The following is a 22,759-nucleotide window of genomic DNA, read 5'->3' on the forward strand; positions in this document are numbered from 1 at the left end:
AAAAACAGACCTAAAATGTTAGCCTGTTTATCCGTTCTTTTATTCAAGATTCCTATATACCGCATTTCGTAAATGGAAGCCATCTTTGATAATGGTCTCATCAATATTATCCTTCGTGACAGCAATAGGCTCCAGTGAGTAATAGGGAACATCATATTTACCATTAAATATCGTCTCTTCTATTTCTAAATTTTCTCCTTTTGCCAATTTAATTGCCAAACTTGCTGCTATATCAGCAAGCTTTTCAATTGGTTTGTAGACTGTCATATATTGAGTGCCTTCTACTATTCTTTGACTGGCTACAAGGTCTGCATCCTGCCCCACCACAATGATTTTACCAGCCATTCTATATTCAGATAATGCCTCAATGGCACCCTCAGCAAGTCCGTCATTTCCTGCAATAATCGCATCTATTCTTCTCCCCTTTTGAAGATCGTTATCAACGACTTTAAACGCATATTCTTTCATCCAATTAGGTGCCCATTCTTCATTAATGATTTGTATTCTTTTATTTTTTACTAGAGGATTTAATATTTTATCATAACCTTCTTTAATCATTTTTGTGTTATGGTCACTCTTAGCACCATTGATAATCAAAATATTACCAGTTTGTATTTTGTTTAAAACATATTCTGCCATTAGTTCTCCAACTTTTACATTATTAAAAGATAAATAGACATCAATATCTGAATTCAATACTAACCTGTCATAAGAAATCACTTTTACTCCTGCTTTTTTTGCTAGTTCAACTGCGTTTGCGGCCTTCTTTAGATCATTTGGTACAATGACTAGCACATCAATCCCTTGATCTAGAAGATATTTGACTTGTTCCAACTGATCTTGGTCATCATTATTAGCGTTTTGAACGATAATCTCTTGACCCAGTTCTTTAACCTTCGCCATTAAAATATCTCTATCTCTAATCCAACGCTCTTCTTTTAAAGTGCCTAAAGAGAAGCCAATTTTAATTTTATCCTCAACCTCATTATCATTGCCCTGATTTGTACTTTGATCAGAAGATCTGGAGATTAAAGTTAAGACTGTCAGATAAATAAGTACTAATAATATCATGAGAAGCGATATGGTTATTATATTGAGAAAACTCGTCTTTTTCACCAAGATATCACCTCACCCGAACCTTTATTTTCTCTATATTCTGTCGGTGTTAGTCCTGTACTTTTCTTAAATATTTTGCTAAAGTAATTCGGATCGCTGTAGCCAACCTTGTAACCTATTTCCTTAATACTAATTGAGGTCGTCTTTAGCAATTCCTTTGATTTTTCGATCCTTAAGTCAGTAAGATAATCAACAAAATTCTTTCCAGTCGATTCTTTAAAAAATTTGCTGAAATAGTGATAACTCATATTGATCTCTTTCGCAACATCATCTAAGGTGATATTATTTTCATAATGATGATGAATAAACTGAATCGCTTCCAATATTAAGCCATTTAATTCATTTGCTCTAGACTCTTCTAAAATTATTATAAATTTTTTTAAGTAGTTCATATAGTTGATTCTAAGCTCTTGATGATTGTCAATTTTTAAAAGATTGATTAAAAAATTTTGAAGGGATGTATTGTTTTCTTCTATTTTGTAGGGAATAGCCCTTCGTAATACAATTAACAGTTCGATTAACTTTGATTTTATTTTGTCAATATCATTCTTATAATGAGTAGAGTACCACCAATAAATTTCATCAAAGGCCTCTAAAGTGCCTGTTGTATTTCCAGATAATATACTATCAATAAGAATCTGTTCTATCTTATTAGTTGAATAATCATCCATTTTGTCTATAGACATCACAACATCTTTATAGTGTGTTATTGTCTCTTCATCAGAAACGGTTGCTGCCATGATCGCTTCGTTATAAGACTTTGAAAAATGATTGGAATGATAACAATTACCCACTCCTATTCTATAATTGATTTTCATTATTTTATCTATTTTTTCAGTTACTTTCTTAGCAATGTTAATCGAATTATTTTTATTATTATCATTATTTAAATCATCCTGTATAGGGATATATGCAACAATTCTATCTAATTGTGGTGGACCAACTAAACAAAAACATTCTCTTTTAAGTTCCATACTAAAATTGTCATAAAATTTCTGTTTTAAAAAATGAGACTTCATATTTTCCTCTTTTGATAAGCTATCCGTACCATTAATTATTGCTACTATAATATAACCATAGTCTAATTTTGTGCCGAGCATTTCCTCATAAAAGGATATATCTTCTGCCAATCTACCATTTATAAGTAGGGAATAAACAAACTGGCCTTCCATAAATGGAACTACTTTATTCATTTTTTCCTTTAATAAAATTCCTTGTTTTAATTCTTCTTTCCTTAAAGAAACTTTTTCTATTATTTTTTTGATTACATCAATCACTTTTTGCTTGTTTAATGGCTTAAGTAAATAGTCAATAACACCCAAATTAATTGCATCAATTGCATAATCAAAATACTCATGGGCTGTAATAATGACAAATACAACATGATTATTTTCCGCCTTGATCTGTCTAATCGCTTCGATCCCATTGATTCCTGGCATGCGAATATCTATGAAAATGGCATCCGGCTTTAGGTCTAAAGCCTTTTCAATTGCTTCTCTCCCCGATCTGGCAGTACCTACTATAGTTGCCTGATCAATAAATTTATCTACAATATACTTTATTGAATCAAGAACAATTTGCTCATCATCGACGATTAACAGTTTAATCATGATAAACCACGTCCTTATTATTTGGGATCATAAGTATAACACTCGTTCCCCTATCAATTACACTCTCTATTTTAATAACTTCCTCTATATCGTAAATATTAAAGAACAAACGTAATCTGTCTATTACGTTTTGTAACCCGATACCTGTAACATGTCCCTTAGAAGAGTTGCTACGATCTGAGACAATTGCTTTTATTTCTTTTTTATTCATACCCTTTCCATTATCTCGAACTTCAATATATATTTTATTCCCCTTAGCCTTAATGCTAAGATAAATCTCACCATTTCTTTCAATATCTTCTAGCCCATGTATAAAAGCGTTTTCAACAATTGGTTGAATAATCGTACAAGGGATCTTTGCTTCAAGTATCGTTTCATCAATATCAATATTAAAAGATATTCGATCGCCAAATCTGGTTTTTAGAATGTACATATAGTTCTTAACATTAGCTAATTCATCTCTTAAGGTTACAGGTTGATCAAGCTTTCTCAATTTGTATCTGAATAATTCGGACATATTGTCGATAAATTGTGATGATTTATCTGCTCCTTCTAACATAGCTAACTGTGCTGCGGTATTTAATGTATTAAACAGAAAATGTGGGTTTATTTGTGATTGAAGTGATTTAAGCTCAGCATCTTTTAACAGACTTTTCATCTTCAGATTTTGCATTTCCTGCTCTTTAAGTCTATTTTCAATTTCAGCCTGTCCTTTTATGTCATCAATATAACTTTTGATATTGACGACCATTTTATTAAACGCTTTCACTAATAGATTGATCTCATCATTTGTTTCTATCTTCACTGGTTCAATATCAAAGTCGCCCTTTGATATTCTTTCCGCTGAATGAGACAACTCAATGATTGGTTTTGTTAAACGATAAGTAAAGAAAATAGCAAGAAAAATATTGATAATTAGCGAGGATATAATCAACAATAAATTAAGATAACTAATAAAAGACATATTTTTTGTTAGCAGTTGATATTTTGCTGATCCGTTTTGCAATTTCATATTTAGAAGATTATTAATATAAAATTTAATATATTCACTTATTTCATTAGATCTTTTAAAACTTGCTATATATTCACTACTAATTCTTCCCCTTTTAGCCATTATGGCACGATCGGTTTCTTCAAGTAAATGATCAATCATATACCCTACATCTTTCAACATTAGATTATCCAACTCAAAACTGGGTTCTCTAGAGATTTTTGCTGATTTTTCCTGAAGGCGATTATAATAAGTGTAATAATTTAAAAGAGCATCCGATGATTTAGATGTTAGATATTTTTCTACCTCTGTTGTAAGTAATGTCACTTCGTTATTTAAATTATTTAAATAAATATAGTCTACAAAAATATCTTTTACTTTCGACAGCATTAATTTGGCATTATAATACGAAAAAGTACTGGTTGCCCCTAATAAAATAATTGTAATTAAATAGTAAATCATCAGTTTTTTTCTAATCCCTGTAAAACGAAACAAGCTCTTGAACATCTCTTCACCGTCTATTCTACTTTACTATATCTGATATTTTGATAATCTTGCAGATTTTTCATCGTAATCACTTTTACTCCTGTATCGATAAAAGTAGATGTTGTCTTTTTTTCTTTAATATCTATTAATGCTTCAATACTTTCATAACCCATTTTGTATGGATCGCTCATTACAGTACCATATATAATACTTTTCCCGATATATCTTAGGATGTTTTCTGTATCACCATAACCAACTAATGTAACAACCCCAACTTTATTACTATCAACGATAACTTGAGCTGAACCTAAAGTATCTACTGAGTTAGTTGTATAGATCGCATTTACTTGAGGATAATCTTTTAGGATAGATTGAGTGATCTCCTCCGCGCTTAAAATCCCTAGCCTTGAACTAAATATTTTTATGACTTCCATTTCTTTATAATCTCTTATTGTACTGAAGAAACCGTTAATTTTAAGATTTTGACTTACTTCATCCAGTTCATAATCATTGTTCATGATAATAGCAATTTTTGCTTTTCCGGCTGTTGCTTGAACCATTAAATTTCCTGCCTCTTTTCCAAGCAGGAAGCTATTTGTACCAACAAAGGCATTTCTGCTACTATTTACATCATCATTTTCCACAGTTACCACAGGTATATTTTTTAGATAAGCTTTATCTATTACATCCTTAAAATTCGCATTAGGTGATACATGGGTAATAATACCGTCAACATGTGAAGCTACAGCAATATCTAGATATTTTAATTCTTCTTCAGGATTGTTAAATCTAGGACTATTAAATTCGACTGCCACATTATTCTGTTTGGCTGCCTTCTCAATTCCAAGCCTAATCTCCTCCCAAAATGGATCAACAGAACTTTGCAAAATCACAAAAAAATGATATTTTGGTTTTTGTAAAACTTCTATTTGTTCATAGGTTTGAATCTTATAAAAAATAAAACTAATGGTCACAATCAAAATCAATAAAATAATATTGATATATTTCTTCAATTTGTAAGTAAATCTTGATCCTTTTTCCATTACATGAATTGTCTCCCTACTGATCAACTATCATTATATTCAACATATTCGACACAAGGGTTCAAAATCCTTTTGACACTCCCTGCGAGGATGGCTTCCTACAGCCATCCTCTTTCATTTCCTTACACCACGTATTTCTCCGCCTCCAAAATACGTGCAGCAATGTTGCGTTTTAATTGAACCGTGTTGATAGGGGTGTAACGAGTGAGTTTCTTTAAGATCGAGAGTTGTGTTCTTAACACATCCCCCTCTTCCAACGACGCTAGGGTCACCTTTGCTAGTTGAGACAATCTTTCAAAAGTCTCTTGGAAGTAGACTTGGGTCATTTCAATCTTTTGGATAGACTTCTCTACGCCGACCTTGTTTATGGATTTTAATGTCCGTAAAAGAATACTTTCTAATCCATAGATTTCGATGATCATATCGGAAATATTGCGCAAAATTTCTTGTTCCTGTTCTAGCTTTTGTTGATATTTTTGAACTGCGATTCCAGCCACCATTAGTGCCATTTTCTTGGTTTTTTCTAGCAGATCCTTTTCTTGGTTTAATGGAGTCTCTTCAAGTATGGAAGGCATGATTCCCATCAGTTCTTGTTGTAACCCTTGTGCTTTTGCTAGAAGTGGGAGCTCGCCTTTTAATGCCTTTTTCAATAGAGTTCCCGGGATTAAAAGACGGTTAATCTCGTTCGTTCCCTCAAAAATTCGATTGATTCGAGAATCTCGATACAATCTCTCAATTTCATATTCCTCAATAAAGCCATACCCTCCATGGATTTGAATCCCTTCATCAACAACAAAATCTAAGGCTTCTGAACCGTAAATTTTGTTTATGGAACATTCAATTGCATATTCGGCAATTCCATTGGCCACTTTTCGCCCTTCGTCTTCTTTGACACCTTTTAATGCGTTTAATGAATCCTCAATTAATCCACCCGTCCGATAAACAGTGGTCTCATTCACATACGTTCGAATTACCATATCTGCCAACTTCTCCTGAATCAGTGGGAATGAGCTAATCGGGGTCTTGAACTGCTTCCGTTCCTTGGCATACTTCACCGCAAGATCAATTACTCGTTTGGAAGAACCCACTGTACCAATTCCCAATTTGTATCTACCAATATTTAAGATATTAAAGGCGATCACATGACCTTTTCCGACTTCACCTAAAAGATTTTCCACTGGAACCTTTGCATCCTCAAGGATCAATGGACGAGTCGAAGAACCACGGATTCCCATTTTCTTCTCCTCCGGTCCAACTGATACGCCTTCGAACTCTCTCTCCACGATAAAAGCAGAAAATTTATCCCCATCAACTTTCGCATAAACGACAAAGACATCAGCAAAACCTGCATTGGTAATAAACTGTTTCGTTCCGTTTAAAATATAATATTTGCCATCTTCACTTAATACGGCGGTTGCCTTTGCCCCTAATGCATCAGAGCCTGATGTAGGTTCGGTTAAGGCGTAAGCGGCGATCTTCTCCCCAGATGCTAAAGCTGGGAGATATTTTTGACGTTGATTTTCATTTCCAAAAAACACAATGGGAAGTGTACCAATCCCGACGTGCGCTCCATGACTTAAGGCAAATGATCCTGCTTTTGCGATATTCTCCGTAATTAAGGACGAGCTGATCTTATCTAACCCAATTCCGCCATATTCCTCAGGTACATCTGCACCGAGTAGCCCTAATTCTCCTGCTTCTTTTAATAGTTTCACAACCAAATCAAAATTTTTGTGTTCGATCGCCTCAGCTTGAGGGAGGATTTCTCCTTCGACAAAGTCCCATGTCGTTTTAGCGATCATCACATGCTCCTCATTAAAATCCTCTGGTGTAAAAATATCTGTTGGCTTTACATCCTCAATTAAAAAACTACCACCTTTGATTTGCTTTTTATCTTCCATCCGAATCCCCTCCATCAAATCTATTATTTTTATAACAGTTCAAAGACTCCTGCGGCTCCCATTCCTCCGCCAATACACATCGAAACCACACCATATCTGCCATTTCTTCGTTTTAATTCATGTAAGAGTGTCACAGAGAGTTTGGCACCTGTGCAACCTAATGGGTGCCCGAGTGCAATTGCTCCACCATTAACATTTACTTTTTCTGGATCAAGTCCTAATTCGCGAATGACATAAACTGCTTGTGCGGCAAAGGCTTCATTTAATTCAAACAGATCAATATCCTCAAGTGTTAATCCTGCTCTTTTGAGTGCTTTTGGAATCGCCGTTACAGGCCCAATTCCCATGATATCTGGTGCAACACCTGATACTGCATAATTTATAAAACGAGCGATTGGTTTTAATCCAAGTTCCTCGGCCTTTTCCCTTGACATGACCATCACTGCAGCAGCCCCATCACTGGTTTGTGAGGAGTTCCCCGCTGTCACCGTGCCATTTGCCATAAATGCGGGTTTTAACTTTGCTAATGCTTCCATTGACGTATCCGTACGAACCCCTTCATCGGTGTCAAAGATAATCTCTTCTTTACGTACCTTGCCTGTTTCATCCATCATTGTTTTCGTTACCTTAACAGGGACGATTTCCTCTTTGAATTTCCCTTCCGCAATTGCCTTTGCTGCTCGCTGATGACTTTGTAATGCGAAAGCATCCTGTTCTTCTCTAGAGACTTCGAATTGCTTTGCGACTTGTTCTGCCGTTAATCCCATCGCCATATAAGCTTCTGGCATATGTTCCATTAACCATGGATTCGGAGCTAGCTTATTGCCACCCATTGGAATCATACTCATACTCTCTGCGCCACCAGCAATAACCACATCAGCAAACCCAACCATAATTTTTTCAGCTGCAATTGCAATCGTCTGAATCCCAGAGGAACAATAACGGTTCACCGTCATTCCTGGAACGGTTTTTGGTAATCCCGCACGCAAAACCATGTTCCTAGCCATATTCATTCCCTGCTCCGCCTCTGGAAAAGCACAACCGATGATTACATCATCAATTTCTTCTGGTTTTAAACCTGGTGTTCGACGTAATAATTCTTCAATTACATAGACTCCTAAGTCATCAGGGCGAGTATCCTTTAACATGCCTTTAGGTGCTTTACCCACCGCAGTTCTTACTGCTGCAACAATGACAGCCTCTCTCATTTTCCATCCTCTCCTTTAGTTTCGAAGTGGTTTTCCAGTTGTTAACATATGTTGCATTCTTGCTTGTGTTTTTGGTTCACCAACCAAGCTTAAAAATGCTTCCCGTTCTAAATCGAGCAAATATTGTTCGGAAACCATTGTATTGGCTGGTACACTACCTCCTGCGAGAATAAAGGCTAATTTCTCAGCAATCTTTTGATCATGTTCACTAATCATGCCACTAACGAGGAAGGAATAAATTCCTAGGCGTAAAGTGTTATAGCCCGTTTCTCCTACTACTCGAATTTTCTTTGGCTTTGGTGGCCAATAGCCAAGTTGATCAAGTGCTATAACCGCTTGTTTCGCATCATAGATTAGCGTATCCCGATTCACTGATACTCCATCCTGCTTTCTGAGATAACCAAGCGTTTTTGCATCTTTTGCGCTCGTCGAAACTTTTGCCATCGCAATCGTTTCGAATGACCGATTCACAAGTGGCTGAACATCCATTGTTAGACCATCTGGAATTCCTTCCAGACTGCGAAGTAATAATTCTTTCGTACCGCCCCCACTAGGGATGACGCCAACACCAACCTCGACAAGTCCCATATAGGTTTCTGCGGCCGCCTGAACATAGTCCGCTCCAAATGCGACTTCGGCACCACCACCTAATGTCATTCCAAAAGGTGCAGCTACAACAGGCTTATCTAAATATTTCAACTTCATGTTGGCATCTTGGAACATTCGAATCATTAAGTCTAATTCATCCCAATTTTCATCCTGTGCTTCCATTAAAATCATCATTAAATTGGCACCAACGCTAAAATTCTTCGACTCATTGCCAATCACAAGACCTCGATAGTTCCTCGACACTTCTTCTGCGCTCTGGTTGATCATCGAAATAATATCCGTAGCGATCGAATTATTCGGAGAATGAAATTCAAGTAAAGCTACATCATCGCCTAAATCAATAAGACTAGCACCAGAATTAGACTTGATCACCTTCTTTTGTTCTTTTAAGTCGGCTAAAGAAATTTTCTTAGGATTTTTTGAAATGCTTTCAAAGTTTCCATTCATAGACAGATAGAATCGTTTGCTTTCTACTTTCTCATAGAAATGAGTTTTACCACTTTCTAGAAGTGTTTTTACAAATAGAGGAATCTGAACACCCTCTTCTTCCATTCGTTTTACAGATTTTTCAACACCAATGGCATCCCAGATTTCAAAAGGTCCTAATTCCCAGTTAAACCCCCATTTCATCGCTTGATCGATATTCACAATATCGTCAGCGATCTCACCTAATTTATTGGCTGAATAGAGCAATACTTGTTTTAACGTGTTCCAAGCAAATTGTGCCGCTTCATCTTTGCCATAAACAAGTGTCTTTAATTTATCTTTTAGGGTTTTGGTCTGTTTCGCCATTTCGACGGATGCCGATTTGAATTTTTCCTTTGGCACATATTCCATTGTCTTCTGGTCAAATACAAAGATTTCTTTGCCCTTTTCAGTCATCACCTTTTTATAAAAACCTTGCTTGTTCTTATCACCAATCCATCCCTTTTTCACCATTTCAAGAATATAACTTGGAATCGTAAAGACGCGTTTTTCCTCTTCATCCTCTGAGTTGTCTCTTACATTATTGGCCACATGGACAAATGTATCGATTCCAACCAAATCTAACGTTCGGAAAGAGGCGCTTTTTGGCCGTCCCATTAATGGGCCTGTTATCAAATCCACCGCATCTGCCCGTAATCCCATCTTCTCCATCTCATGTATGATAACCATTAATCCATATGTGCCAATCCGGTTGGCAATAAAGTTAGGTGTATCCTTTGCCAACACAATTCCTTTACCAAGGACGTTCTCACCAAAATCCACCATAAATTCTACAATCTCCAAATCGGTTGTTTCTGCAGGAATTACTTCTAATAGTTTCATATAGCGTGGTGGATTGAAGAAATGAGTACCTAAGAAGTGCTTTTTGAATTCATCAGATCGATCAGCCACCATTTCGTTAATCGATATCCCTGATGTATTGGAACAAACGATGGTTCCTGGCTTACGATATGTTTCAATCGTTTCTAGCACTTTCTTTTTTATTGTTAGATTTTCCACAACAACTTCAATGATCCAATCCACCTCTGATAAACGATGCAAATCATCTTCCAGATTGCCGATTTGGATGATGTCAGCATCTTCAACTGAGTAGAGTGGCGAAGGTTTCGTTTTTAATAGAGCTTGTTTTGCAGTAGCTGCCAGTCGATTTCTTACTGCTGGATGATCAAGTGTAAGACCTTTTTTCTCTTCATCAAGCGTTAGTTGCGTTGGAACGATATCCAATAGATAAACAGATATTCCTACATTGGCCAGATGGGCTGCGATTCCTGAACCCATCACCCCTGAACCTATCACCGCGGCTTTTTTAATTTTCCTTTTCATGGACAAACCTCCATTTCAATTTCAATGTTCAGTGTCAAATTAAGGAGATCATATACACCTTTTCTATTTTTTCATTACTCTTTCAATAAGTAGTTAGCTATAACTACCCGTTGAATCTCATTTGTGCCCTCATAGATTTGCGTAATTTTGGCATCTCGCATCATCCGTTCTACTGGATAATCTCTGGTATAGCCATATCCACCAAAGATTTGAACGGCTTCAGTGGTAACCTCCATCGCCGTATCTCCAGCCATCAATTTGGCCATGGCCGATTGTTTGCTATATGGAAGACCGTGATTCTCTAGCCATGCTGCTTGATAGGTTAAGAGTCTTGATGCTTCAACTTTTGTTGCCATATCTGCGAGTTTGAATTGAATCCCTTGTTGGGCGCTAATCGGTTTGCCAAATTGAACCCGATCCTTCGCATAGTTCAGCGCTGCATCCAAGGCTCCTTGAGCAATTCCAACCGCTTGTGCCGCAATTCCATTTCTTCCACCATCTAATGTCATCATTGCAATTTTGAACCCTTGCCCTTCTTCCCCTAATAAATTTTCTTTTGGAACCCGTACGTTCTCAAAATGCAATTCAACGGTTGTAGATGAACGAATTCCTAACTTCTTTTCTTTCTTTCCAAAGGTAAAGCCTTCCATCCCTTTTTCTAAAATAAAGGCACTGATCCCTTTATGTTTTTTTCCTTTATCTGTAGTGGCAAAGACAATATAGGTGTCTGCCTCCATTCCGTTTGTTGTAAAAATCTTTGAACCATTGATCAGGTAATCATCCCCATCCTTCACCGCCGTGGTTCTGAGATTGGCAGCATCAGACCCAGCACCATTTTCCGTAATTGCAAAAGCACCTAGTTTTTCTCCCGTTGCTAGAGGCTTTAAGTATTTCATTTTCTGTTCCTCATTGCCAAACTTATAGATGGGCCAACTGGCTAAAGATATATGGGCTGACAAGGTAACGCCAACCGATGCATCGACTCTTGAAAGCTCTTCAACGGCAATCACATAACTCAAAAAGTCTGATTCTGCCCCACCATATTCCTCTGGCCAAGGAATCCCTGTAAGTCCTAATTCTGCAATCTTTTCAAATATCTCTCGATCAAAAAACTCTTGTTCATCCCTAAGTGCCACTGTTGGTTCCACCTCATTCTCCGCAAAGTCCCGTACCATCTTCCGAAACATTTCTTGCTCCTCAGTTAAACGAAAATCCATATCACTCACTCCCCCAAAGCTTTCTATTTAAATAGTTGATTCGCAATCACCATTCGCTGAATTTGATTTGTACCTTCGTAAATTTGTGTAATCTTCGCATCTCGAAAATATCGCTCAACTGGATAATCTCTCATATACCCGTATCCGCCCATAATCTGAACCGCTTCTGTTGTCACTTTCATCGCGACATCACTGGCAAACATTTTGGCCATGGATGACAATTTTGTACTATTCCCCTTTGCTTGATGAACTGATGCTGCTTGATAGATGAGTAATCTTGCTGCTTCAATCTGTGTGGCCATATCTGCAAGCTTCCACTGGATCGCTTGAAAGGTAGAAATCGGCTGTCCAAACTGTTTTCTTTCTTTCGCATACTGGATACTTGCTTCAAGGGCTGCTTGCGCGATTCCTAGTGCCTGAGCACCAATACCGATTCGTCCCCCGTCTAAATTGGACATTGCAATTTTGAAGCCTTCACCTACTTGCCCTAACTGATTAGCTTTTGGTACTTTGGCCTGATCAAAATGAAGCATCGTTGTATTGGAACCATGAAGTCCCATCTTTTTTTCCTTTTTGCCAATTGTAAACCCGGGCGTATCCTTCTCTACAATAAAAGCCGAAATTCCCTTTGTTCCTTTGGTTGGATCGGTAACGGCAAAGGTTACATAGAGATCTGCAACTCCACCATTGGTAATGAAGATTTTGCTTCCATCCAATTGATAATGATCATCTTTGTCGATCGCTATAAGTTTAATTCTTCCAGCATCTGAACCTGCCTGTGGTTCTGTCAATGCAAAGGCACCAATCATCTCCCCTTTTGCTAGCTTTGTTACATATTTTCCCTTTTGTTCCTCTGTACCAAAGTTGAGGATGGGTAAAGTTCCAACGGAAGTATGTACCGCTAGAATGACACCAACCGCAGCACTTGCTTTTGAAATCTCTTCGATTGTAGCAATATAGGAAATAAAATCAGCACCTACCCCACCCCACTCTTCTGGGATTGGAATACCTAGAAGACCAAGTTTCCCCATTTTCTTGATTAACTCCAAAGGAAATTGATCACTTACATCGATTTGGGCTGCAATTGAGGCAATCTCGTTTTTCGCAAAATCCCGTACCATTTTTCGTATATACTCTTGCTCTTCGGTAAAATGAAGATTCATCTTATTCATAGACATAGAAACCACGGCCTGTTTTTCGACCAAGCCATCCAGCTTTAACATACTTTCGTAAAAGTGGACAAGGGCGATATTTGGAATCCCCTAATCCCTCATGAAGAATCTCCATGATTGACAAGCAAGTATCCAAGCCAATAAAATCGGCTAATTCTAAAGGACCCATCGGATGATTCATCCCTAGCTTCATCACTTGATCCACGGCTTCTGGTGTGGCCACTCCTTCATAGACGGTATAGATAGCCTCATTAATCATCGGCAATAAAACACGATTGGAGATAAAACCTGGAAAATCATTCACTTCTACAGGTGTTTTCTTCATTGTTTTGGCTAAATTTTCAACTGTTTGGTACACAACATCCGTTGTAGCTAATCCACGAATCACTTCCACTAGTGGCATCACAGGAACCGGATTCATGAAGTGCATTCCAATCACTTGATTTGGTCGACCAGTTACCGCTGCAATTTCCGTAATCGGTAATGAGGAAGTATTGCTTGCTAGAATCACGTCGGGTCTAGCGATTTGATCAAGTTCTTGAAAGATTTTCGTTTTGGTTCCCATATTTTCCGTTGCAGCCTCAATAATGAAGTCCGCCTCACTCGCCAAGCCTAATTCTGTCGTCAGTTGGAATCGAGCAAGGATCTGCTCCTTTTCTTCTACTGAGATTCTTCCCTTTTCGATATTGCGAGTAAGATTTTTTTCAATCACCTTTAGACCTCGTGCAAGATATTCATCTTTAATATCTTGCAGAATAACTTGAAAACCTGTTTGAGCAGCCACTTGGGCAATTCCGCTTCCCATCTGTCCTGCTCCGATCACCATGATCTTTTGTATGGACACTTTCCTCAACCCCTTTCAATATCCCAACCTTATACCCAAACTTCAATAACCTACCATTACATCAATCAAACGAAGAACATAAACTCTAAACTTGAACAAGAATAGCATCCCCTTGACCGCCACCACTACAGATGGCTGCTATTCCCAATCCTCCACCACGACGTTTTAATTCATAAATTAGGGTGAGTAATATTCTCGTTCCGCTTGCGCCAATTGGATGACCAAGGGCAATCGCTCCCCCATTGACATTCACTTTTTCCGGGTTCCATTTGACAATTGTGGCACTGGTTAAAACGACGGAAGCAAAGGCTTCGTTCACCTCAATCAGATCGATTTGGTCAATCGTATATCCTGTCTTTATCAACAATTTATTAATCGCTTGACCAGGGGCAATGGCTAAATAAGGAGCTTCCACTGCAACTTGTGTATGACCGAGAATGGTTGCTAATGGTTGCAAACCATATTCTTGAGCCTTTTCTTCTGACATCAGTACCATCGCTGCTGCCCCGTCATTAATTCCTGGTGCATTTCCTGCTGTAACGCTCCCATCCTGAGTAAACACCGGGGGTAATGTTGCTAGTTTTCCTAAGCTCGTATCTCTTCTCGGTGATTCGTCTGTATCAACAACCAGCGAATTCTTTTTTTCCTTAATGGTGACAGGAACAATCTCTTCGGCTAATTTGCCATTATCGATCGCTGTAATAGCAAGTTGGTGGCTACGTAACGCCCATTCATCCTGTGCTTCACGGGAAATTTCATATTCCTTAGCCACATTACTTCCATGAACCGCCATGTGAACATTATGAAAGGCACAGATTAAGCCATCATGAACCATGATATCGATCAACTCGTCATTCCCCATCCGCATTCCGAATCTTCCATTTTTCAACGCATAGGGAGCTTGGCTCATACTCTCCATTCCCCCAGCGACAATCGTATCCGCATCCCCACTACGAATGATCTGGTCACCTAATGTCACACTTCGTAAGCCTGAAGCACAAACCTTGTTAATCGTCTCTGTAGGAACATCCCAATCCAATCTTGCTTTCCTTGCTGCTTGTCGAGAAGGGATTTGGCCTGCTCCACCTTGCAGAACCATCCCCATTATCACTTCATCTACCCAATCATTTTGAACTCTCCCCCGATCTAGGGCTCCCCGTATCGCAATTCCACCTAGCTCGGATGCCGACATGGATTTGAATGCTCCACCTAATTTCCCAAATGGTGTACGAGCGCCACTTACAATCACAGTTTTCCTCACAATGACTCTCCTCCTTTTACTAAACCAAAGATCTTTCTAATAGCTCCACCACATCAAGCGTTTTCACATCTTCTTCGACTCCTTTAGCTTTGGTACCGTCAGAAATCATGGTTAAACAGTACGGACAAGCGGTTGCAATGGTAGTTGGGTTTAACTGTAAGGCCTGCTCCGTTCGAAGGACATTAATCCTTGTTCCCTCTTTTTCCTCTAACCACATCAAGCCACCACCTGCACCACAGCACATCGCATCCTGTTTACTTCGTTCCATTTCTACTAATTCCACACCGGGGATAGATTTGAGGATCAAACGTGGTGTATCGTAGTTCTCGTTGTACCGTCCAAGATAACAAGAGTCATGATAGGTAATTCGTTCTTTTACTTCTTTTTGTGGTTTAATTCTTGCCTCTTGAATTAGCTTTGCAAGGACTTCTGTATGATGATAGACCTCTGCATCTAAACCAAACTCTGGATACTCATTTTTAAATGTGTTATAGGCATGAGGATCGATCGTTACAATCCTTTTTACGTTATACTTTTGGAAATTAGCGATATTTTCTTTCGCTAATTGTTGGAACAGATACTCATTCCCTATACGACGTGCAGAGTCTCCTGAATTCTTTTCGTCATTCCCTAAGATGGCAAAGGTGATTCCTGCCTTTTGGAATATTTTTACTAAGGATTGGGCAATTTTTTTACTGCGATTATCAAACGAACCCATCGAACCCACAAAGAATAGATACTCAAATTCCTTCGTTTCTTTTACCGTTGGTACCATAATATCCTCTCGTTCCTGCCGCCAATTGGCTCGTTCCTTTCGATTTATTCCCCAAGGATTTCCTTGCCGCTCAATATTATTTAAAGTCCGTGCCGCTTCTGGACTCATCTCTCCTTGAGTTAAAACTAGATAACGCCGTAAGTCGACGATTTTGTCCACATGCTCGTTCGTTACCGGACATTGATCCTCACAGTTCCGACAAGTGGTACATGCCCATATCTCTTCTTCTGTGATGACATCTCCAATTAATTGCAGTTCATCAAGCGGTTTTAATGCCGTTGCACCATCCGTTGTTACCACAGCCTCTTGACGGGCAAGTACCGACGGGAGCCCAACGGATGCGGGATCTTTAAAAATATGTCCCGGAGCCCATGGCGTTGTATGTGGAGCAACAACCTCCCCTTTTTCTGTAAGATGATCTCGTAGTTTTATGATCAGTCTCATTGGCGATAAGGCTTTCCCTGTGGCAGAAGCAGGGCACATATTGGTACAACGACCACATTCTACACAGGAATAAAGATCCAATAATTGCTTTTGCGTAAAATCTTCAATTTTCCCTACACCAAATTCTTCTTGTTCTTCATCTTCAAAGGAAATAGTAGATAACTTTCCAGGTGAATGTAATCTCTTATAATAGACGTTGACGATTGCAAAAATCTCATGAGCCTGCTTAGATTGAGGGAGATAGACGAGATAAGATAATAGAAGTAAGATGTGTGCCCACCAAGCCGCATAAAAGAGGATATATGCTTCGTTAGTGGGAATGTTGTGAATGACAAAATAGATAAAAGAAGAGAATGGTTTGTAAATGGTTGCATCCTCATGTAGAATCACCATTTCAGCTCCACCGGCAACAATGACAGATGTCATTAATGGAGCAAGTAACCAATAGACAAGCCCTGCTCGAAAACTCCGTTGTAATCGTGGCAGTTTTTCTACATATCGTCGATAAGCCATGAAAAGTACCGCAAAGAAAACGGATCCGACTAATAGTTCTTGAGATAATGTAAAGAAATGATAGAAAGGCACTGGGAGGTACCATCCATTGACCATCATAAAACCTTTCCCAATTAAATCGATTGCTCCGAATTGAACAAGAATCGCACCATAAAATAAAAAGACGTGCATCACCCCACTCTTTTTATCCTTCAGCAACTTCTTTTGACCTAATACAAATGTAACGATTGATTTCCATCTTGCCTTGGTATTCTTCTCTAAGTTGGGATCTTTCCCTAATTTTATATAGGTGTAACGAGCATATAACACTCGGTAAAATAGCCAGAAACCATAGATAACTACAACGATAAACGCAAATAGGTTAAACAGTTGCCACATTCATCTCCCTCCTCTTTTCTTGTTTCATAATAGCGATGTTTCAGGATATATTGAGTCGATGTTCATTCATTTTTAAGTACTTTGAGTTCGTCGACTAAGATGGGCAAGACATCGAATAAATCACCGACGATTCCGTAATCAGCAATTTGGAAGATCGGGGCTTCTGGGTCTTTATTCACAGCAACAATAACCTTTGAATTGGACATTCCTGCCACATGTTGAATCGCACCAGAAATACCTAAAGCAATATATAAATCGGGTGTAACAACCTTGCCTGTTTGACCAACTTGTAAGGAGTAATCAGCGTACTCGGCATCACAAGCACCACGAGAGGCACCAACAGCGGCTCCAAGATGATCTGCCAATTCATAAAGCTTCTCAAAACCCTCTTTGCTTTTCATTCCCCTCCCACCAGAAACGACAATTTTCGCTTCACTCAGATCTACACCCTTGCTTGCTTTACGAAGAACATCTCGCACCTTTACTCGTAACGCATTATTAGAAGGAGTAAAGGAAAGTGGAATCTTCAGTCCACTTCGGGAAGAATCTGCATCTTCCATTGCGATATTATTTGGACGAATGGTCGCAAAAACAAGTGAATCATTGCTTACTTTTTTCACAAATGCTTTTCCTGCATAAATCGGTCTAGTAAAGACAATCTTTTCATCTATCATTTCTATTGCAATAGTATCTGTTATCAACCCAACTTGTAACGCGGCTGCAATCTTTGGTGCCATATCTCGAACGATGGATGTATGACCCATTAAGATCACATCAGGTTGAAACTGGTTCACTACCTCAAGAAGAGCTTCTTTGTACACATCAGTTACATATTGCGTTAATAATGAATCTTGAACGACAAAAACTTTATCTGCACCATGTTCGGCTAGTGCTTGAACATATTCATCAGCGTCCGTGCCGAATAAGACACTAGCAATTTCCCCACCGTCGACTATTTTTTTTGCTGCTGCTAATACTTCAAAAGAGACATTACGCAGCTTTCGGTTTTTTTCTTCCGCAAAAACCAATACCTTTCGGCTCATTTTGTCTGCTCCTCTCTATATTACTTTTGCCTCGTTATGCAATAATTGAATTAATTCTTTTGCCTGCTTATTGATTTCACCAGAAAGAATCTTTCCTGCACTTTTCTTCGATGGTAGATAAGTTTCGAGCGTTTCTGTCTTTGCCTGAATCGCTTCTTTCTCTATCTCGACATCTGGACGACTTAATGGTTTTTTCTTGGCTTTCATAATACCTGGTAAAGAAGGATATCTGGGTTCATTCAATCCTTGCTGAGTCGTAATTAAAACAGGTAGTGAAGCTTCTACAACTTCCGTATCCCCCTCAACATCCCGATGAACGGTTACATGTTGATCATCCAATTCAATTTTGACGGCGGTTCCGATAAAAGGAATACCTAAAATCTCCGCGATCCGTTGTGGCACCTGTCCAGAACCATCATCTACTGCTACATGACCCGCCAAAATCAGGTCATAGGATTGTTCTTGAATCACTTTTGCAAGAACTTGTGAAACCGTATATTCATCCCCAAATAAGTTCTCATCATCTAGTAAAATGGCCTGATCTGCTCCCATTGCGAGTGCTGTACGTATCGAGCTCTCAAAACGATCTGGTCCCAAGGAAAGGAGAGTAATCGTTCCCCCATGGTTTTCCTTGATTTTTAAGGCCTCTTCGACCGCATACTCATCATAGGGGTTAATGATGAACTCTACTCCTTCTTCACTAATTTTCCCATCTTTTAAGACGATTTTTTCTTCTGTATCAAAGGTTTGTTTTAATAGGACTAGAATATCCATCCATTTTTCCTCCTCTACTATTTATCTTCAAAAAAAGGAACACGTTTTTCTAGGAAGGCTTGAGTTCCCTCTTGTTTATCCTCAGTGGTACAAACCTCACCAAATAACTTTGCCTCGTTCTTCAATCCTTCTTCTAACGTTCCTGCCAAACCTTGATCAATTGCCTCTATCGATTTTGCAATCGCGATTCCACCCTTTGTTGCAATATGATGAGCCAGTTTTTTCGCCTCGACTAAAACGCTTTCATGTGGAACGACATGATTAACAACCCCGACATGATAGGCTTCTTCTGCTGAATAAAGGTTCCCTGTTAAAATCCATTCGATCGCAATAGAACGGTTGGTTAAACGAGTGAGTCGCTGTGTCCCTCCAAAACCTGGGATAATTCCCAAATTGATCTCCGGTTGACCGAATTTCGCTTGATCTCCAGCGATCCGAATGTGACAAGCCATTGCCAACTCCATTCCACCTCCAAGACATACCCCGTTGACGGCGGCAATCACTGGTTTTTTCATCTTTTCGATTTGATCAAACAATTGTTGTCCCGTACGTGCTAATCGTTCCCCTTCTTCTTGAGAAGAAATTGCGGCAATCTCTTTAATATCTGCACCTGCAATAAATGCTTTTCCCTGTCCTGTTAACACCACCGCTTTCACTCGTGAATCCACACACATCGCTTCAAGAGCTGTCTCTAGCTCCTGCAACGTCTTCATACCTAACGTATTGACTGGCGGATGATTAATCGTAATCACAGCAACTCGATCCTCTAATTCATAATTCAAACGTTCAAATTCCATTTCGTTTTCCACTCCTTTTTATTTGCATTTCAGTGCATTCATTAATAAGAAAAATACTGGCTGTACCAATGAAAGCAAATCATATTTCATTTCTTTCATCACCCAAGATGTCACTGTTTCATCAATCGTCCCAAAGATCATTTGCCGCATCACTCGAATATCTAACTGCTGATGAAATTTTCCTTCATCAATTCCTTGGCGGATCAAGTCTTCTATCAGTTGGTGATAAATTTTGAGGGTAGCTCCAATTAATTTCCGAATGTCTCGGTTGGATTGCCTTAACTCAATTTGTGTGACAATCGCAAGGTCGGGATCCATTGCCAATTGTTTAAAATGCATATAAATTAACTGATAGAGCTTTTGCTCCACGGTATCGACTAACTCGATTTGATGTTTAACCTTCTCAACGAATCGAGTCATTTTTAAGCGAAATAAAGAGATAAGAAGGTCATCCTTACTTTCAAAGTATAAATAGATCGTCCCGTCTGCTACTTGAGCTTCACGTGCAATCTTTGTCACTTGTGCATTGTGATAGCCATGTTCAGCTATCACTTTGACTGCCGCATCAATAATCGCATGATATTTATCTCCAGCTTTTTTCACCATAATCCTGTTCTCCTTTATACTGAATGATGATTCATTCATGTATAGTTATAGGATATCGTTAAACGAACGAAAAATCAATATATTTTAAATATTCAGAAAATTTTAGGGACAAATAGACATTTTTTACGTTGTCGTTCATATACTGTTATTTTAGTTACGATCAACTAACTCACCTTATCCTGATCTATTTTTTTCTTTTCCTCGTCAACGAGTGCTCGTCGTAATATTTTTCCTACCATGGTTTTTGGAAGTTCCGTTCTGAATTCATACGCTCTCGGAATTTTATATGCAGCTAAGCGTTCCCGACAAAAAACATCCAACTCTTTTTCTGTGATTGTTACTCCCTGTTTTAGAACGATAAATGCTTTAACTGTTTCACCGCGATACGGGTCAGGAATCCCTATAACAACTGCTTCTTGAACGGCCTCATGTTCGTATAGAACTTCCTCAACCTCTCGAGGATAAATGTTGTACCCACCTGCAATGATCATATCTTTCTTCCGATCTACAATGTAAAAGTACCCCTCGTCATCCATTGTTGCCATATCTCCAGTTAGTAACCAACCATTTAAAAATACTTTTGTCGTCTCTTCTGGACGATTCCAATATCCTTTCATCACAACTGGGCCTTTGATAGCCAATTCTCCAATCCCTCCGTGTTCTACATCTTCAGCTGTAACTGGATCGACAATTTTGGCGTCAATGTCTGGCCATGGCAAACCAATACTTCCTGTTTTTCGCTTCTGCCAAATTGGATTGGCATGGGTTACAGGAGAGGTTTCGGTTAAACCATACCCTTCAACCAATCTTGCTCCTGTTAATTTCTCGAATTTTTCCTGCACTTCTAAAGGTAATGGAGCAGAGCCACTAATGCAAGCATTGATGGACGAGAGATCATATTGTTTGACATTTGGATGATTGAGAAGAGCGATATACATAGTAGGAGCACCCGGGAAAAAGGTGGGCTTTTCTCTTTGAATCGTCTCCAAAATTTCCTCTGCTTTGAAACGTGGAAGTAGGATCATGGTAGAAGCCAAGTGAATACTTAAATTCATAACAGAAGTCATTCCAAACACATGAAAAAAAGGTAACACACCTAAAATTCTTTCCTGTCCTTTCTTTGCCTGATACAACCAATGAGTTTCCTGGACCACATTCGCAACCAGATTATAATGTGTAAGCATGACTCCTTTTGCTACCCCTGTTGTTCCCCCTGTATATTGTAAAAGAGCAATATCTTCTTTGGGGTCAATCGAGACACGGATTGGAAATACCGGCTGACTTTTGAGTAATTTAGAAAAAAAACAAACACCATCTTGTTTGGGAATCGGCACATACTGTCCTTCTTTTTTTAACTTCAAATTATAGAGTAGGTTCTTGGGGAAAGGTAAATAATCTTTAATGCTCGTAACAATAATGGTCTTGAGGAACGTTTTGGATCGAATGTTCATCACTTTTGGGTATAATAAGTCCAGAGTCACAATCGTTTCAGAACCTGAATCCACCAGTTGATGTTCTAATTCTCGCTCGGTATACATGGGATTATTTTGAACCACGATGGCACCTAGTAATAACGCTCCATAATAGGAAATGACGGATTGTGGGGAATTAGGGAGTAAAAGGGATATACGATCCCCCTTCTTTATTCCTAATTGCTTTAACCCATGAGCAAATTTGTACACATCATTCATTAATTCATTGTATTTCATCGTTTTGCCCATGAAAGAAATGGCGTCGTGATTAGGAAAGTCCTTTGCAGATTGAACTAGCAAATCCGTTACAGGAATCTCTGGATATGCGATACTTGCCGGAACTTCTTTTGGATAGGAAGATAACCAAACTTTATTAAATTCATCCTTGTTCATCTTTTCCCTCCTCAATATATTTTTTAATGTGTATCTCTATTGTATATAATTTTCAGAAGATTTTGAATATTTTTTTAAGATTTAGAAAGTATAACTTTCTTCCATTTGTCATTTAAAGGTTTGTATATTCCATAAGCTGCGACCTTCAGAAGTGCCCTTCTCTCCGTAATCTTTATTCATAGAAGGGCACGGATGACGGAGCGCGATGGAATATACAAACCTTTTTTTAAATTTTCTATTTTATTTTTAATAAAAAAAGGTAGGCGATAAACAACCTACCTCACTTAAAATAGAACC

At 38.6% G+C, this 22,759-nt stretch carries 17 protein-coding genes; all 17 read right to left on the reverse strand.

The window, feature by feature from the left end:
* Positions 1-39: 39 nt before the first annotated feature.
* Complete coding sequence (locus BEN26_RS01890) at positions 40-1,116, reverse strand: sugar ABC transporter substrate-binding protein (protein WP_220126393.1); 1,077 nt, start codon at positions 1,114-1,116, stop codon at positions 40-42.
* On the reverse strand, positions 1,113-2,726 hold the full coding sequence (locus tag BEN26_RS01895) for a response regulator transcription factor (RefSeq protein ID WP_069799199.1): 1,614 nt from the start codon (positions 2,724-2,726) through the stop codon (positions 1,113-1,115). The genes BEN26_RS01890 and BEN26_RS01895 overlap by 4 nt, the downstream gene beginning before the upstream one ends.
* Positions 2,719-4,212, reverse strand: coding sequence for a sensor histidine kinase (locus tag BEN26_RS01900; protein ID WP_220126394.1), 1,494 nt, complete (start codon positions 4,210-4,212; stop codon positions 2,719-2,721). Before BEN26_RS01900 ends, BEN26_RS01895 begins: the two co-directional genes overlap by 8 nt.
* A gap of 23 nt (positions 4,213-4,235) precedes the next feature.
* On the reverse strand, positions 4,236-5,246 hold the full coding sequence (locus BEN26_RS01905; RefSeq protein ID WP_069799203.1) for a substrate-binding domain-containing protein: 1,011 nt from the start codon (positions 5,244-5,246) through the stop codon (positions 4,236-4,238).
* Between the two features lie 122 nt (positions 5,247-5,368).
* On the reverse strand, positions 5,369-7,147 hold the full coding sequence (locus BEN26_RS01910; RefSeq protein ID WP_069799205.1) for an acyl-CoA dehydrogenase family protein: 1,779 nt from the start codon (positions 7,145-7,147) through the stop codon (positions 5,369-5,371).
* A 29-nt stretch (positions 7,148-7,176) separates the two neighbouring features.
* Entirely contained in the window at positions 7,177-8,355 is a 1,179-nt protein-coding gene (locus BEN26_RS01915; protein WP_069799207.1) for an acetyl-CoA C-acetyltransferase, read from the reverse strand.
* Positions 8,356-8,370: 15 nt separating this feature from the next.
* Positions 8,371-10,773, reverse strand: coding sequence for a 3-hydroxyacyl-CoA dehydrogenase/enoyl-CoA hydratase family protein (locus BEN26_RS01920; protein WP_069799209.1), 2,403 nt, complete (start codon positions 10,771-10,773; stop codon positions 8,371-8,373).
* 74 nt (positions 10,774-10,847) lie between these two features.
* Positions 10,848-11,990, reverse strand: a complete 1,143-nt coding sequence (locus BEN26_RS01925) for an acyl-CoA dehydrogenase (RefSeq protein ID WP_069799211.1) — start codon at positions 11,988-11,990, stop codon at positions 10,848-10,850.
* 23 nt (positions 11,991-12,013) lie between these two features.
* Positions 12,014-13,153, reverse strand: coding sequence for an acyl-CoA dehydrogenase (locus BEN26_RS01930; RefSeq protein ID WP_068727555.1), 1,140 nt, complete (start codon positions 13,151-13,153; stop codon positions 12,014-12,016).
* Position 13,154: 1 nt separating this feature from the next.
* Positions 13,155-14,006, reverse strand: a complete 852-nt coding sequence (locus BEN26_RS01935; RefSeq protein WP_069799213.1) for a 3-hydroxybutyryl-CoA dehydrogenase — start codon at positions 14,004-14,006, stop codon at positions 13,155-13,157.
* 85 nt (positions 14,007-14,091) lie between these two features.
* Entirely contained in the window at positions 14,092-15,267 is a 1,176-nt protein-coding gene (locus BEN26_RS01940) for an acetyl-CoA C-acetyltransferase (protein WP_069799215.1), read from the reverse strand.
* A gap of 19 nt (positions 15,268-15,286) precedes the next feature.
* Positions 15,287-17,377: a (Fe-S)-binding protein gene (locus tag BEN26_RS01945; protein WP_069799218.1), complete on the reverse strand. Its 2,091-nt coding sequence runs from the start codon at positions 17,375-17,377 to the stop codon at positions 15,287-15,289.
* A gap of 62 nt (positions 17,378-17,439) precedes the next feature.
* On the reverse strand, positions 17,440-18,420 hold the full coding sequence (locus BEN26_RS01950; protein ID WP_069799220.1) for an electron transfer flavoprotein subunit alpha/FixB family protein: 981 nt from the start codon (positions 18,418-18,420) through the stop codon (positions 17,440-17,442).
* Between the two features lie 15 nt (positions 18,421-18,435).
* Positions 18,436-19,194, reverse strand: coding sequence for an electron transfer flavoprotein subunit beta/FixA family protein (locus BEN26_RS01955; RefSeq protein ID WP_069799222.1), 759 nt, complete (start codon positions 19,192-19,194; stop codon positions 18,436-18,438).
* Positions 19,195-19,211: 17 nt separating this feature from the next.
* Positions 19,212-19,991, reverse strand: coding sequence for an enoyl-CoA hydratase-related protein (locus BEN26_RS01960; RefSeq protein WP_069799224.1), 780 nt, complete (start codon positions 19,989-19,991; stop codon positions 19,212-19,214).
* Between the two features lie 18 nt (positions 19,992-20,009).
* Complete coding sequence (locus BEN26_RS01965) at positions 20,010-20,597, reverse strand: fatty acid metabolism transcriptional regulator FadR (RefSeq protein WP_069799226.1); 588 nt, start codon at positions 20,595-20,597, stop codon at positions 20,010-20,012.
* Positions 20,598-20,761: 164 nt separating this feature from the next.
* Complete coding sequence (locus BEN26_RS01970) at positions 20,762-22,462, reverse strand: long-chain-fatty-acid--CoA ligase (protein WP_068725176.1); 1,701 nt, start codon at positions 22,460-22,462, stop codon at positions 20,762-20,764.
* Between the last annotated feature and the right edge of the window lie 297 nt (positions 22,463-22,759).

The sequence above is a fragment of the Tepidibacillus sp. HK-1 genome (assembly GCF_001748485.2).
Classification (GTDB): Bacteria; Bacillota; Bacilli; order Tepidibacillales; family Tepidibacillaceae; genus Tepidibacillus_B; species Tepidibacillus_B infernus.

What these genes read in the sequence shown, in the direction of transcription:
- BEN26_RS01955 (WP_069799222.1), bottom strand. Translation starts at nt 19,194, where the DNA reads ATGGATATTCTAGTCCTATTAAAACAAACCTTTGATACAGAAGAAAAA.
- BEN26_RS01970 (WP_068725176.1), bottom strand. Translation starts at nt 22,462, where the DNA reads ATGAACAAGGATGAATTTAATAAAGTTTGGTTATCTTCCTATCCAAAA.
- BEN26_RS01965 (WP_069799226.1), bottom strand. Translation starts at nt 20,597, where the DNA reads ATGGTGAAAAAAGCTGGAGATAAATATCATGCGATTATTGATGCGGCA.
- BEN26_RS01925 (WP_069799211.1), bottom strand. Translation starts at nt 11,990, where the DNA reads ATGGATTTTCGTTTAACTGAGGAGCAAGAAATGTTTCGGAAGATGGTA.
- BEN26_RS01945 (WP_069799218.1), bottom strand. Translation starts at nt 17,377, where the DNA reads ATGTGGCAACTGTTTAACCTATTTGCGTTTATCGTTGTAGTTATCTAT.
- BEN26_RS01915 (WP_069799207.1), bottom strand. Translation starts at nt 8,355, where the DNA reads ATGAGAGAGGCTGTCATTGTTGCAGCAGTAAGAACTGCGGTGGGTAAA.
- BEN26_RS01920 (WP_069799209.1), bottom strand. Translation starts at nt 10,773, where the DNA reads ATGAAAAGGAAAATTAAAAAAGCCGCGGTGATAGGTTCAGGGGTGATG.
- BEN26_RS01960 (WP_069799224.1), bottom strand. Translation starts at nt 19,991, where the DNA reads ATGGAATTTGAACGTTTGAATTATGAATTAGAGGATCGAGTTGCTGTG.
- BEN26_RS01910 (WP_069799205.1), bottom strand. Translation starts at nt 7,147, where the DNA reads ATGGAAGATAAAAAGCAAATCAAAGGTGGTAGTTTTTTAATTGAGGAT.
- BEN26_RS01950 (WP_069799220.1), bottom strand. Translation starts at nt 18,420, where the DNA reads ATGAGCCGAAAGGTATTGGTTTTTGCGGAAGAAAAAAACCGAAAGCTG.
- BEN26_RS01930 (WP_068727555.1), bottom strand. Translation starts at nt 13,153, where the DNA reads ATGAATCTTCATTTTACCGAAGAGCAAGAGTATATACGAAAAATGGTA.
- BEN26_RS01905 (WP_069799203.1), bottom strand. Translation starts at nt 5,246, where the DNA reads ATGGAAAAAGGATCAAGATTTACTTACAAATTGAAGAAATATATCAAT.
- BEN26_RS01895 (WP_069799199.1), bottom strand. Translation starts at nt 2,726, where the DNA reads ATGATTAAACTGTTAATCGTCGATGATGAGCAAATTGTTCTTGATTCA.